The organism is Micromonospora ferruginea, from assembly GCF_013694245.2.
GTDB lineage: Bacteria > Actinomycetota > Actinomycetes > Mycobacteriales > Micromonosporaceae > Micromonospora > Micromonospora robiginosa.
Genome location: NZ_CP059322.2, coordinates 6235645 through 6248362 on the forward strand (window position 1 = coordinate 6235645; position 12718 = coordinate 6248362).

Here is a 12718-nt window from a genome sequence, read left to right on the forward strand (position 1 = left end):
CTGCCGCCACACCTGAGGAGCACCAAGCATGCCCACGCCCACCAAGGGCCCCCGCCTCGGCGGCAGCCCCGCGCACGAGCGGCTGATGCTGGCCAACCTGGCCACCGCGCTGTTCCAGCACGGCAAGATCCAGACCACCGAGACGAAGGCCCGGCGGCTCCGCCCGCTGGCCGAGCAGCTCATCACCAAGGCCAAGCGTGGCGACCTCGCCTCGCGCCGGCGGGTGGCGGGCGTCGTCAAGGACAAGGACGTGGTCTTCTCCCTGTTCGACCAGATCGCGCCCCGGTACGCCAACCGCAACGGTGGCTACACCCGGATCGTGAAGACCGGTCCGCGCAAGGGTGACGCCGCTCCGATGGCGATCATCGAGCTGGTGGAGGAGCTTCAGGTCGCCGAGCCGAAGGCGAACAAGAAGACCGCCGCTCGCAAGGCCGCCCAGCAGGACAAGGTCGAGGCCCTGGCCCCGGCCGAGGAGGCCCCCAAGTCGACCGCCGGTGACCAGGACGCCGAGGCGCCGGTCTCCGCGTCGGGTGACACCGCCGCCGCCCGCGAGGACAGCGACGAGGCCACCGAGAACGACAAGGCCTGATCGCCTGCAGCATCGTCGGGCCCGGCATCCCCTCGCGGGGTGCCGGGCCCGACGCCGTCAACGGGAGGTACGAGGTGGACGAGCGGACCCGGCTGCGGCTGGACGTCTCGTACGACGGCACCGACTTCTCCGGTTGGGCCCCGCAGCCCACCCGGCGCACGGTGGCCGGGGTGCTCATGGAGGCGCTCGACCTCGTGCTCGGCGCGGGCACGGTCACCGGCCTGACCGTGGCCGGCCGCACCGACGCCGGGGTGCATGCCACCGGGCAGGTCTGCCACCTCGACCTGCCGACCGAGGTGTGGCGCGCGCACGAGGGGCGGCTGCTGCGCCGGCTGGCCCGGCTGCTCCCCACCGACGCCCGGGTACGGGCGATGACCGAGGTGCCGGCCGACTTCGACGCCCGGTTCTCGGCCACCTTCCGGCGCTACGAGTACCGGGTCACCGACGCGCCGTGGGGTGCCGAGCCGCTGCGCCGGCGGGACACGCTGGCCTGGCCGAAGCCGCTGGACCTGGCCGCGCTGAACGAGGCCGCGGCCGGTCTGGTCGGCGAGCACGACTTCGCCGCGTACTGCCGGCGCAAGGAGAACGCCACCACGCTGCGTGAGGTGACCCGGCTCGACTGGCGACGCGACCCGGACGGGATCCTGGTGGCCACGGTGCAGGCCGACGCGTTCTGCCAGAACATGGTCCGCAGCCTGGTCGGCGCCATGCTGGTCGCCGGGGACGGTCGGCGTCCGGTGGCCTGGCCGGCCGGCCTGCTGACCCGCCGGGAACGCTCCAGCGAGGTGACCGTGGCGCCCGCGCACGGGCTGGCCCTGGTCGAGGTCGGATACCCGGCCGACCCGGCCGGGTACGCCCGCCGCGCCGACCTCACCCGCCGGCTCCGGGTGCCGGTCGCCGAGGGCTGAGAGCCCTCCCCGTACCGCAGCGCGGCCCGCCACCGGCGTCGGTGGCGGGCCGTGGTCGTGCTGCGGTCAGTCGTCGTTGTTCTGCTGGCCGGCGCTGTCGTCGGTGGGGCCGCCGGTGGGCTGCGTGGCCGTCCCGCCGGCGGCCCGGCGGTCCAGCACGCCCCGGTTCAGGTGCAGCTCGATGAGGTCGTACATGATCTCGCGGGCGGTCGCGTCGTCGGTCGGGATGCGTTCGCCGTCGGCGCGGGTGACCAGGCAGAAGGCGAGGTAGTGCCCGCGTACCTGCCAGCCGACCCGGGCGGCGGCCTTCTCCACCGCCTCGGTGTCGTCGCCGGCGGCCAGGCCCCGGAACCGGCCCTGCCGGTCGTCGAGCAGCGGTCGGATCCGGTCGCGTACCCGCTGGGTGCTGGCCACGTCGGTCAGGTTGAACAGGCCGGCGGTGAGCAGGTGGTCGCCGTCGGGGGAGCGGAGCGTGCCCCGGACGACCTGGTTGCACCCGAGCCGCACCAGCAGGTCGGCGATCTCGCCGGCGGCCGCGACCGCGCAGTTCGCGCTCGTCTGGGTCTTGAGCACCCGGTAGGCGGGCTTGCCGTCGGTGACCACCAGTTGCTTGCCGGGGAAGAGTTCCTTGACGGTGAGTGGCGCCTGGTCGGTGTCCCGGGAGTCCAGGTCGGACCCGGTCGACGGGGTCGTCTCCGCCGCCGTGGGCTGCGGGGTGGGCTGGCCGGCCGGGGGTGTGGCGGCCCGCTCGTCGAGCAGCGCCGCGACGGCCAGGCCGGTGAGGGAGAGCAGGAGCAGCACGGCGGCGCCGCCGATCAGCGTCTGCCAGACCCGGCCGCCGCGCCGGCCGGCGCGGCGGTTGCGGGACAGCTCGGACACCTCGGCGGTGCGGAAGGTCGGGCCGGCCGGGATGGGCACGGTGGTCCGGGTCGTCGCGGCGGGCACCGGCTGCGGGACGGGTGGCAGGGGTTGCGGCACCGGTGAGGGTTCCCCGGGCGGCGGCGCCGGCCGGCCCGGTGTGGGCGCGGGGGCGGGCGGCGCGGGGGCGGGCGCCCGGCCGTCGTCGAGGGCCGGGCGGGTGGCCCGCGCCGGCGGCAGTGACGGCGTGGGGAAGCGGGAGGGCGACGGCCCGGCCGGGGGCGGCGTCGCGGCCACGGGCCCGGTCGGTGCCGACCCGGGCTCCGGGTACTCCAGGAAGGCGTCCTCATCGGACTCGTACCGGTACACCATGTGGGATAGAGTAAGACCGATTGTCCCTTTCAGGGGGAATATCGGGAAATTCCGGCGGGGTGGCGTCCGCCCGTACCCGCCGTACCGTCGCCCGGCCCGCCGACGGGCGGTGCGAGAATGCCGACGTGACCGGCGACCACTACTTCACCGCTGAACCCACGGCCCCGGCCCGCCCGCGCGAGGTCGAGTTCTCCGTCGCCGGGCGCGACTACGCCCTCGCCTCGGCCGGCGGCGTGTTCTCCGCCGACCGGCTCGACCCCGGCACCGCGGTGCTGCTGCGCAAGGCCGACCTGCCGACCGCCGACGTCGCCGGCCCGCTGCTCGACATCGGCTGCGGATTCGGCCCGATCACCTGCGTGCTGGCCACCGTCGCGCCGGCCGCCACCGTCTGGGCGGTGGACGTCAACGCCCGGGCCCGCGACCTCACCACCGCCAACGCCGCCCGGATCGGCGCCGCCGACCGGGTCCGGGCCGTCGCGCCGGACGACGTGCCGGCGGACGTCACGTTCGCCCAGATCTGGTCGAACCCGCCGATCCACGTCGGCAAGGCGGACCTGCACGACCTGCTGCGGCGCTGGCTGCCCCGGCTCGCCCCGGACGGCGTCGCCTGGCTCGTGGTGGCCCGCCACCTCGGCGGCGACTCGCTGCACCGCTGGCTGGTCGAGCAGGGTTGGCAGGTCGAACGGCAGGCCAGCCAGAAGGGCTTCCGGGTGCTCCGCGTCACCCGGTAATCCGGTGTCGCCGGCACCGCCCGCTCGGGCAGGATGCCGGCGTGGGATACGTGGACGTGGCAGCGGTCGGGCACATCCTCCCGGACGGGCGGGAGCTGTTCGGCGAGGTGTCGTTCCGGGTCGGCGAGGGCGCCAAGGTGGCGCTCGTCGGCCCCAACGGCGCCGGCAAGACGACCCTGCTGCGGATGGTCGCCGGCGACCTGCCGGTGCGCACCGGCGCGATCGCCCGGGCCGGCGGCCTGGGCGTGATGCGGCAGTTCATCGGCATGATCGGCGACGAGTCGACGCTCGCCGACCTGGCCCTGTCGCTCGCCCCGCCGGCCCTGCAGGACGCCGGGCGCCGGCTCGTCGAGACCGAGGCGGCCATGCGGGCGGCCGAGGTCCGCGGCAAGTACAGCACCGCCGCCGGCAAGGCCCAGCTCGCGTACGCCGACGCGCTGGCCGCCTGGGGCGAGAGCGGCGGGTACGACGCCGAGGTGCTCTTCGACACCGTCACCACCATCGTGCTGGACCTGCCGTGGGACGCCGCCCGCGACCGGCCGGTCCGCACCCTCTCCGGCGGCCAGCAGAAACGGTTCGCGCTGGAGCTGCTGCTGCGCGGCCCGGACGAGGTGCTGCTGCTCGACGAGCCGGACAACTTCCTCGACGTACCGGGCAAACGCTGGCTGGAGGCGCGACTACGCGAGTCCGGCAAGTCGGTGCTCTACGTCTCGCACGACCGTGAGCTGCTGGCGCAGACCGCCGACCGGGTGGTCGCCGTCGAGGGCGGCAGCGCCTGGGTGCACCCGGGCGGCTTCGCGAGCTGGCACGAGGCGCGGGTGGCCCGGCACGCCCGCCTCGACGAGCTGCGCCGGCGCTGGGACGAGGAACACCAGAAGCTGCGCGAGCTGATGCTGATGTACAAGCAGAAGGCCGCGTACAACGACGGGCTGGCGTCCCGCTACCAGGCCGCGCAGACCCGGCTGCGCAAGTTCGAGGAGGCCGGGCCGCCGCCCGTACCCCCGAAGGACCAGGACATCCGGATGCGGCTGACCGGCGGGCGGACCGGCAAGCGCGCGGTGATCGCCGAGCAGTTGGAGCTGGACGGCCTGACCTACCCCTTCGACCTGGAGATCTGGTACGGCGACCGGGTCGCGGTGCTCGGCGCGAACGGCACCGGCAAGTCGCACTTCCTGCGCCTGCTCGCCCGCGGCGGCACCGATCCCGACCCGGGCAACACCCCGGTCGACGGCGCCGCCGCGCTCACCCCGGTCACGCACGACGGCGTGGTCCGGCTCGGCGCCCGGGTCCGGCCCGGGCACTTCTCGCAGACCCACGACCGGCCGGAGCTGATGGCGAAGACGCTCGTGGAGATCCTCTGGCGCGGTGACGAGCACCGGACCGGCATGGACCGGCACGCGGCCATGGGGGTGTTGTCCCGCTACGAGCTGGCCGGGCAGGGCGACCAGCGCTTCGGCACGCTCTCCGGCGGCCAGCAGGCCCGCTTCCTGGTGCTGCTGCTGGAGCTGTCCGGTGCCACGCTGCTGCTGCTCGACGAGCCGACCGACAACCTCGACCTGGCCTCCGCCGAGGCGCTGGAGGCCGGCCTGGGCGCGTTCGACGGCACGGTGATCGCGGTGACCCACGACCGCTGGTTCACCCGCACCTTCGACCGGTTCGTGCTGTTCCGCGGCGACGGGGACGTGGTGGAGACGCCGGAACCGGTCTGGGACGTCGGATGATCGACCGGGAGTTGGCCGCCCGGCTCTGCGCCGTCGACGGCGTGGTGGCGGTGGCGCTCGGCGGCAGCCGGGCCCGCGGCGAGCACCGGCCCGACTCCGACTGGGACCTCGGCCTCTACTACCGGGGTACGCCGGACCTGGCCGGGCTGCGCGCGGTCGCCGCCTCGATCGCCGACGAACCGGTCGAGCTGACCGCCCCCGGCGGCTGGGGTCCCTGGGTCGACGGCGGCGGCTGGCTGCGCGTCGGCGGGGCGGCGGTGGACTGGATCTACCGGGACCTCGACCGGGTGCACCGGGTGTGGGCGGAGTGCCGGGCCGGCCGCTACACGGTTGAGGTGCAGGCCGGGCACCCGCTCGGGTTCTACTCCCACGCGTACGCCGGGGAGGTGGCGCTCGGCCGCATCCTCGCCGACCCGACCGGTGAGCTGACCGCGCTGCGCGCCGAGACCGTCGACTACCCGCCCGCGCTCGGTGCGGCGCTGGTCGCCGGCGGCTGGGAGACCGGCCTGCTGCTCGACGGCGCGGCCAAGGGCGCGTCCGGCGGCGACGCCGGCTACGTGGCCGGCTGCCTGTTCCGGGTGGTCGGGGTGCTGGCGCAGGCGCTGCACGGGCGGGCCGGGCGGTGGCTGGTCAACGAGAAGGGCATGCTCGCCTCCGCGGGCCGGCTGCCCGGCGCGCCGCCGGACTTCACCGATCGGGCCCAGGCGCTGCTCGGCGCGGTGGGGCGTACCCCCGCCGAGCTGTCGGCGACGGTGGCCGACGCCCGCGCGCTGGCCGTCGACGTGCTCGGCTGAGGCGCCGCCCGCGTCCGGCGGGCATAGGGTGGATCTCGTGAGTGAGATGACCTATCGCCGACTGGGCGACTCCGGGCTCGTGGTGTCCGTGGTCGGCATCGGCTGCAACAACTTCGGCCGCAAACTCGACCTCGACGGCACCCGGGCGGTGGTGGACGCCGCGCTCGACGCCGGGATCACCTTCTTCGACACCGCCGACATCTACGGCGAACCCCAGGGCGGCTCCGAGGAACTGCTCGGCCAGGCGCTCAAGGGCCGCCGCGACGACGTGGTGCTCGCCACCAAGTTCGGCATGGACATGAACGGGGCGAACGGGCCGGACCACGGCGCCCGGGGCGCCCGCCGCTACATCGCCCGCGCCGTCGAGGCGTCGCTGCGCCGGCTCGGCACCGACCACATCGACCTCTACCAGATGCACGAGCCCGACCCGGGTACGCCCATCGACGAGACGCTCGCCGCGCTGGACGACCTGGTGACCGCCGGCAAGGTGCGCTACCTCGGCAACTCCAACTTCGCCGGCTGGCAGATCGCCGACGCCGACTGGACCGCGTCGTCGCAGGGGCGTACCCGTTTCATCTCCGCGCAGAACCACTACTCGCTGCTGGAGCGGGGCGTGGAGGACGAGGTGATCCCGGCCTGCGAGCGGTTCGGCCTCGGCATGCTGCCGTTCTTCCCGCTCGCCAACGGGCTGCTCACCGGCAAGTACCAGCGCGGTCAGCAGCCCCCCGAGGGCAGCCGGCTCGCTGGCGGCGGCCGGTACGCCGAGCGGCTGGCCGCGGCGCGCTGGGACACCATCGAGGCGATCGAGGCGTACGCGGCCGAGCGCGGGGTGAGCATGCTCCAGGTGGCCATCGGCGGACTGGCCGCCCGGCCCGCGGTGACCTCGGTGATCGCCGGCGCGACCACGCCCGAGCAGGTACGCGCCAACGCCGACGCCGGCACCTGGCAGCCCACCGACGAGGACCAGGACGCCCTCGACGCCCTCCTCTGACTTCTTGGGCGAAGTGTTCGGTGAGCGGTCCGGTGAGTGGAACGCGATGGCTGTCTCCGGACCGGTTTGACGTTCATAGCGTTCCACTCACGGGCGGAGACGCCGGTGGGTGGAACGCTATGAACGTCAGCGAGGTGGGTCGGACTTCCACGGCAACCAGGGTCGTGCTGCCTGGCAAAGCGTCCGGTGATGAGATGCTCCGGTGTGCGTCGGGCCGCCCCGGTCACGCCAGCGCAGGCTGGGGCATGCGACGCCGCGACGCCGTCCAGTTCCGGGGCGAGCCAAGGTCGGCTAGGGCGTGCGCGAGGTCAGCGCGGCCGGGCGGTGATGCGGCGGCGTTCCACGAGGGCCTGGTGCACCAGGGCGACCGTGGCCTCGGGGCGGCGGAGCACGTCGTCGGCGGTGAAGCGGAGCACGATCCAGCCAGCGGAACGGAGCGCGTTGAGGCGCGCCACGTCCCGCCGGAACTGTGCCCGCTCCCGATGCTGGTCGCCGTCGTACTCGACCGCGACGCGCAACGCCGGCCAGGCCAGGTCCACCCGGGCCACGAAGCGCCCGCCGTGGCGCACCTCGTGCTGGGCGGTCAGCGGGCCGAGACCGGCGTCGAGGAGGAGCAGCCGCAGGCGCGTCTCCATGGGGGACTCGCTCGACGGCTCGGCCAACTTCAGCACCTCGCGCAGCAGCGCCGAGCCCGGCCAGCCCGGGCGTTCCGCGGCGTAGGCGCGTAACGCGGCCGGTTCCACCACCCGGCGACGCAGCAGCGCGTCGACGGCGACCACCGCCTCCACCCGGGGGCTGTGGCGACCCAGGTCGAACGCCGTGCGCAGCGTGGTGGTGACCGGCAGCCCGGCGAACCGGGTGCGATCCTCATCGGGCAGCGGTGATCGCACGATCGACAGCCGGGGATGCGGGCGCAGCCGGGCGGTCGTCGGCAGGAGCACCGTCACCGGTTCGTCCCGGGTGAGCAGGTCGACACCGAAAAGCCAGGCGGCGCTGCGGCCGGCCACGGCGGCGCCGGGCGGCAGCCGCAGCGCGACCGCCTCGCACCACATCCGATGGTCGTCGGGGCGGTAGGCGTCGCCGTGCACGTACACGTCCTGCAACAGGCGGACCCACGTCGGCCCGCGCAGCATCGCCCGGGTGAGAAGACCGTCGCGCACCGCGTCGCCGGCGCGGAACGGCACCGACCACAGGCGGCGCGGGACACGGGCGGGTGCGGCCATCCGGTCAGCGTGTCGTGATGCGACAGTCACCCGCCGTCCCGTTCCGTCGAGTGGTGCGGTCGTGGGAAAAACCTCACCCGCTCTTCCGTCCGGCCGGGGGAGCGTCGTACGGTAGGCCGCAAGTGACCCACGGGAGCCCGGTGCGGACCGGGCTGAGAGGGGGGCTGACAGCCCCCGACCGTCGAACCTGATCCGGGTAATGCCGGCGCAGGGAGGAGCGTTGCCGTGCCGTCCCTGGGACGACTGCATCTCATCACCGACACCCGGCCGGGGCGGGACCCGCTCGCCGTGCTGCGCGCCGCCCTGCCGGTGGCCCGCGCGGAACTCGTCGTGCAGGTGCGGGTGGCGGACGACGCCACCGACCGGGAGGCGTACGAGCTGGCCCGGCGGGTGGTCGAGGCGTGCCGGCCGTACGGGGCGCGGTGCCTGGTCAACGACCGGCTGCACGTGGCGCTGGCGGTGGGCGCGGCCGGTGGGCACGTGGGGGCGGACGACCTGCCCGTGGCGGCCGCCCGGCGGGTGCTCGGCGTCGACGCGGTGCTCGGCGCGACCGCCCGGGAGCCGGTCACCGCCCGGGCCGCGGTCGCCGCCGGGGCCGGCTACCTGGGCGTGGGCCCGTGCCACGCCACCACCACGAAGCCGGGCCTGCCCGCGCCGATCGGCCCGGACGGGGTACGCGCGGTGACCGGGGCGGTGACCGTGCCGGTGATCGCCATCGGCGGGGTGACCGCCGCGTCGGTGCCGGCGTTGCGGGCCGCCGGGGCGTACGGGGTGGCGGTGGTCGGCGCGCTGTCCTCGGCGGCCGACCCCGCACGCGCCACCGCCGAGCTGCTCGGGGCGCTGACGTGTTAAGCGGGGCCCCCTCCTCTACCGAAAGCGTTAAGCGGGGGCCCCGCCTTACTCAGGTGGGGGTGGTGGGGGCGGGGGCGGTGGGGCTGGCGGTGGCGTGGCGGTGCGCGCAGCGCGGGCTGCGCGTCAGCGTGTACGACGACCGCCCCGGGTCGGGCGCGTCGCACGTCGCCGCCGGCATGCTCTCCCCGGTCGCCGAGGCGTACTTCGGTGAGCACAAGCTGACCGCGCTGCTCGTCGAGTCGGCGGCCCGCTGGCCGGGCTTCGCCGCCGAGCTGGCCGAGGCGAGCGGCGTCGACCCGGGCTATCGCACCGAGGGCACGCTCGTGGTCGGGCTCACCGCCGACGACCTGGCCGAGGCGGGGCGGCTGTGGTCGTACCAGCAGGGTCTGGGACTGCCGATCACGCCGCTGCGCCCGTCGGCGCTGCGCGACCGCGAGCCGGCGCTGGCCACCCGGGTGCGCGGCGGCGCGGTCGCACCCGGCGACCACCAGGTCGACCCGCGCCGGCTGGTCGCCGCGTTGCGCGTCGCCGCCGAGCGGGCCGGCGTGGTGTTCCGGCCGGCGCGAGTCGGCGCGCTGTCCGAGGTGGACGCGGCGGTCACCGTGGTCGCGGCCGGCTGCGGCGCGGCGGCGCTGACCGGCCTGCCGGTGCGGCCGGTGAAGGGCCAGGTGCTCCGGCTCCGCGCGCCAGGCGGCGGCCCGCCGGGCTTCCGGCACGTGATCCGGGGGTACGCCGACGGCGAGCCGGTCTACCTGGTGCCCCGGGCCGGCGGCGAGGTGGTGGTCGGCGCGACCGTGGAGGAACGCGCGGACACCGAGGTCACCGCCGGCGGCGTGCTGCGGCTGTTGCGTGCCGCCGTCGAGCTGGTCCCGGAGCTGACCGAGTACGAGCTGGTGGAGGCGGTCGCCGGGCTGCGCCCGGCGACGCCGGACAACGCGCCGCTGATCGGGGCGCTGCCCGGCCGGCCCGGCGTGCTCGCCGCCACCGGGCACCACCGGCACGGCATCGTGCTCACCCCGGTCACCGCCGACCTGGTCACCGAGCTGATCGTCACCGGCGAGCCGGATCCGGCGCTCGCCCCGTTCACCCCCGACCGGTTTCCGAAGGAGCCCCGGTGGAACTGATCGTCAACGGCACGGGACGGACGCTGCCCGACGGCGTCACGCTGGCCGAGGTGGTCCGCGCGGTCACCGATCAGCAGCGCGGCCTGGCGGTCGCCGTCAACGGCGAGGTGGTGCCGCGCGGCGGCTGGCCGGTGAGCGTGCTGCGCGACGGCGACCGGGTCGAGGTGCTCAGCGCCGCGCAGGGCGGGTGAGCGGCATGTCCCTGGAGATCGGCGGTGTCGCGTTCGGCTCCCGGCTGGTGCTCGGCACCGGCGGCGCGGCCAACCTGCACGTGTTGGAGGCGGCGATCCGCGCCTCCGGCACCGGGCTGGTGACGCTGGCGCTGCGCCGGGTGGACACCGCACCGGTCGGCGCGGGCGGGCTGCTCGACCTGCTGGACCGCTGCGGCGTACGGCTGCTGCCGAACACGGCGGGCTGCCGGACGGCGGTGGAGGCGGTGAAGACGGCGCACCTGGCCCGGGAGGCGTTCGACACCGACTGGGTGAAGCTGGAGGTGATCGGCGACGAGCGCACGCTCCTGCCCGACGGGGTGGAGCTGCTGCGCGCCGCCGAGGACCTGGTCGCCGACGGGTTCACCGTGCTGCCGTACACGTCGGACGATCCGGTGCTGGCCCGCCGGCTGGCCGACGTCGGCTGCGCGGCGGTGATGCCGGCCGGTTCGCCGATCGGCTCCGGCCTGGGCATCGGCAACCCGCACCACATCCGGCTGATCCGGCAGGCCGTGGACGTGCCGGTGATCCTCGACGCCGGTGTCGGCACCGCCTCCGACGCCGCGCTCGCCATGGAGCTGGGCTGCGACGCGGTGCTGCTGGCCAGCGCCGTCACCCGGGCCGCCGACCCGGTGGCGATGGCCACCGCGATGCGGTACGCGGTCGAGGCCGGCCACCTGGCGTACGGCGCCGGTCGCATCCCCCGCCGTGACCACGCGCTGCCGTCCACCCCCGACGCCGGCCGACCGAACCTGTGACGGCCTGTTCCGATCTTGGTACGACGGCGCCCCTTCAGGGGCGGATGCGTACCAAGGTCCGCCGATGCCCGGGCGGGCTGGTGCTGATGACGGATCGGCGGGTGGCGCGGCGGCCGCTGGTGGACGTCGTGGCGGCGGCGGTGGGCGGGGGAGTGCGGTGGGTCGTGCTGCGGGAGAAGGACCTGCCCCGCGCCGAGCGCCTCGCCCTCGCCGTCGAACTGCGCGCGGTGCTCGCCGACGTCGACGGCGCGCTGATCGTCGCCGGCCCCGACCCGCTCGACGGGGACGCCGTGCACCTGCCCGCCGCCGGCCCGTACCCGCCGCCGCGCCTCGCGCTGGTCGGCCGCTCCTGCCACGACGCCGCCGAGCTGGCCCGACTGACCACCGAGGACTACGCGACCCTGTCCCCGGTGTTCCCGACCCGCACCAAACCCGGCTACGGCCCCGCGCTGGGCCCGGACGGCTTGCGCGAACTGGTGGCGGCCAGCCCGGTCCCGGTGCTCGCCCTCGGCGGCATCGAAACCCCGGACCAGGTGCGGGCCTGCGTCGACCCCGGCGCCACAGGCGTCGCCGTCCTCGGTGCACTGATGCGCGCCGAGAACCCCACCGACACCGCCACCACGCTCGGCAGCGCCTTCCAGGAGGCGTCCACCCGTCTGGCGCGCACCCTCCACCCACCGACGGACGTCCCCACGAGAGGGCTGCGGCCGACCGTGCCCACGGAGGGATCAAGCCTGACCGCCCAGAGTGGGCACGGTCGGCCGCAGCCCCCCACCGCGACCACAGAGGAAAGACAGTGACGCCGCAGGTACTACTCACCATCGCCGGCTCCGACTCCGGCGGCGGCGCCGGCATCCAGGCCGACCTCAAGACGTTCGCCGCGCTCGGCGCGTACGGCACGAGCGTGCTCACCGCCGTCACCGCGCAGAACACCAGGGGCGTGGACGCGGTCCTGCCGCTGCCCCCGCAGACCGTGCGCGACCAGCTCGACAGCGTGCTCGGCGACTTCCACGTGCGGGCGGTGAAGACCGGGATGCTCGGCACCCCGGCGGTCGCCGACGCGGTGGCCGAGGCGGCCCGGGGCGGGCGGCTGCCCCACCTGGTCGTCGACCCGGTGCTGGTCGCCACCAGCGGGCACCGGCTCGGCGTGGTGGAGGCGGTCGAGCGGCTGCTCCCGTACGCCGAGGTGGCGACGCCGAACTGCGCGGAGGCCGCGGCCCTCACCGGTGGCCCGGTGGGCACGGTCGAGGAGATGGTCGCGGCGGCCGAGGCACTGGCCGCGCGCGGGCCGGCGTTCGTGGTGGTCACCGGCGGCGACGTCGACGCGGCCGGCGAGTCGGTGGACGTGCTGGCCGGCGGCGGGACGACGCGGCTGCTGCGCGCGCCCCGGGTGGACACCCGGCACAGCCACGGCACCGGCTGCTCGTTCGCGGCGGCCGTCGCGGTGCGGCTGGCCGCCGGCGACGCGGCGCCCGTCGCGGTGGCCGCCGCCAAGGAGTACGTGACCCGCGCGCTGACCGGCGCGCGGAGCTGGGAGCTGGGCGCGGGACACGGCCCGCTGGACCACTTCGGCTGGTCCGCTTGAGCG

General features: G+C 75.6%; 14 protein-coding genes and 1 riboswitch. Of the genes, 12 read left to right on the forward strand and 2 right to left on the reverse strand.

Annotated features, from left to right (window positions below; all coding sequences use genetic code 11):
• Nucleotides 1-28: 28 nt before the first annotated feature.
• Together rplQ and truA are read left to right on the forward strand one after the other, a co-directional pair.
• Complete coding sequence (rplQ, locus tag H1D33_RS28165; RefSeq protein ID WP_181570326.1) at nt 29-589, forward strand: 50S ribosomal protein L17; 561 nt, start codon at nt 29-31, stop codon at nt 587-589.
• A 74-nt stretch (nt 590-663) separates the two neighbouring features.
• Nucleotides 664-1497, forward strand: a complete 834-nt coding sequence (gene truA, locus H1D33_RS28170) for a tRNA pseudouridine(38-40) synthase TruA (protein WP_181570325.1) — start codon at nt 664-666, stop codon at nt 1495-1497.
• A gap of 66 nt (nt 1498-1563) precedes the next feature.
• Here truA and H1D33_RS28175 read toward each other — a convergent pair whose 3' ends face one another.
• Entirely contained in the window at nt 1564-2727 is a 1164-nt protein-coding gene (locus tag H1D33_RS28175) for a hypothetical protein (protein WP_307755274.1), read from the reverse strand.
• Nucleotides 2728-2852: 125 nt separating this feature from the next.
• On the opposite strand from H1D33_RS28175, the gene H1D33_RS28180 reads away from it, so the two are divergent.
• Genes H1D33_RS28180 through H1D33_RS28195 form a run of 4 tightly spaced genes read left to right on the forward strand, consistent with a single transcriptional unit; the run spans nt 2853 to nt 6964 of the window.
• Complete coding sequence (locus H1D33_RS28180) at nt 2853-3458, forward strand: class I SAM-dependent methyltransferase (protein ID WP_181570323.1); 606 nt, start codon at nt 2853-2855, stop codon at nt 3456-3458.
• Nucleotides 3459-3499: 41 nt separating this feature from the next.
• Nucleotides 3500-5179, forward strand: coding sequence for an ABC-F family ATP-binding cassette domain-containing protein (locus H1D33_RS28185; RefSeq protein ID WP_181570322.1), 1680 nt, complete (start codon nt 3500-3502; stop codon nt 5177-5179).
• Nucleotides 5176-5973 carry a nucleotidyltransferase domain-containing protein gene (locus H1D33_RS28190; RefSeq protein ID WP_181570321.1) on the forward strand — a complete coding sequence of 266 codons (798 nt, stop codon included), beginning with the start codon at nt 5176-5178 and terminating at the stop codon, nt 5971-5973. Before H1D33_RS28185 ends, H1D33_RS28190 begins: the two co-directional genes overlap by 4 nt.
• Before the next feature lie 28 nt (nt 5974-6001).
• On the forward strand, nt 6002-6964 hold the full coding sequence (locus tag H1D33_RS28195; protein WP_181570320.1) for an aldo/keto reductase: 963 nt from the start codon (nt 6002-6004) through the stop codon (nt 6962-6964).
• Nucleotides 6965-7272: 308 nt separating this feature from the next.
• Here the strand turns inward: H1D33_RS28195 and H1D33_RS28200 are convergent, their stop codons facing one another.
• On the reverse strand, nt 7273-8187 hold the full coding sequence (locus tag H1D33_RS28200; RefSeq protein WP_181570319.1) for a DUF559 domain-containing protein: 915 nt from the start codon (nt 8185-8187) through the stop codon (nt 7273-7275).
• A 119-nt stretch (nt 8188-8306) separates the two neighbouring features.
• Nucleotides 8307-8418, forward strand: a riboswitch (TPP riboswitch).
• Here H1D33_RS28200 and thiE point away from each other — a divergent pair.
• From thiE to thiD, 6 genes are all read left to right on the forward strand, one after another.
• Nucleotides 8413-9039 (forward strand): thiamine phosphate synthase, encoded by a 627-nt coding sequence (gene thiE / locus H1D33_RS28205; RefSeq protein ID WP_181570318.1) that lies wholly within the window; start codon nt 8413-8415, stop codon nt 9037-9039. Its footprint overlaps the riboswitch before it by 6 nt.
• On the forward strand, nt 9033-10163 hold the full coding sequence (gene thiO, locus H1D33_RS28210; protein WP_414685457.1) for a glycine oxidase ThiO: 1131 nt from the start codon (nt 9033-9035) through the stop codon (nt 10161-10163). The genes thiE and thiO overlap by 7 nt, the downstream gene beginning before the upstream one ends.
• Nucleotides 10154-10354 (forward strand): sulfur carrier protein ThiS, encoded by a 201-nt coding sequence (thiS, locus tag H1D33_RS28215; RefSeq protein WP_181570316.1) that lies wholly within the window; start codon nt 10154-10156, stop codon nt 10352-10354. The genes thiO and thiS overlap by 10 nt, the downstream gene beginning before the upstream one ends.
• The gene (locus tag H1D33_RS28220; protein WP_181570315.1) at nt 10351-11130 is read left to right on the forward strand and encodes a thiazole synthase; all 780 of its coding nucleotides are present in this window, start codon (nt 10351-10353) and stop codon (nt 11128-11130) included. The genes thiS and H1D33_RS28220 overlap by 4 nt, the downstream gene beginning before the upstream one ends.
• A 44-nt stretch (nt 11131-11174) precedes the next feature.
• A complete protein-coding gene (locus tag H1D33_RS28225) occupies nt 11175-11930 on the forward strand; it encodes a thiamine phosphate synthase (protein ID WP_181570314.1) in 756 nt (251 codons plus the stop codon).
• Nucleotides 11927-12715, forward strand: coding sequence for a bifunctional hydroxymethylpyrimidine kinase/phosphomethylpyrimidine kinase (thiD, locus tag H1D33_RS28230; RefSeq protein ID WP_181570313.1), 789 nt, complete (start codon nt 11927-11929; stop codon nt 12713-12715). The genes H1D33_RS28225 and thiD overlap by 4 nt, the downstream gene beginning before the upstream one ends.
• Nucleotides 12716-12718 lie beyond the last annotated feature (3 nt).

What these genes read in the sequence shown, in the direction of transcription:
- rplQ (WP_181570326.1), top strand. Translation starts at nt 29, where the DNA reads ATGCCCACGCCCACCAAGGGCCCCCGCCTCGGCGGCAGCCCCGCGCAC.
- H1D33_RS28175 (WP_307755274.1), bottom strand. Translation starts at nt 2,727, where the DNA reads ATGGTGTACCGGTACGAGTCCGATGAGGACGCCTTCCTGGAGTACCCG.
- H1D33_RS28190 (WP_181570321.1), top strand. Translation starts at nt 5,176, where the DNA reads ATGATCGACCGGGAGTTGGCCGCCCGGCTCTGCGCCGTCGACGGCGTG.
- H1D33_RS28200 (WP_181570319.1), bottom strand. Translation starts at nt 8,187, where the DNA reads ATGGCCGCACCCGCCCGTGTCCCGCGCCGCCTGTGGTCGGTGCCGTTC.
- H1D33_RS28225 (WP_181570314.1), top strand. Translation starts at nt 11,175, where the DNA reads ATGCGTACCAAGGTCCGCCGATGCCCGGGCGGGCTGGTGCTGATGACG.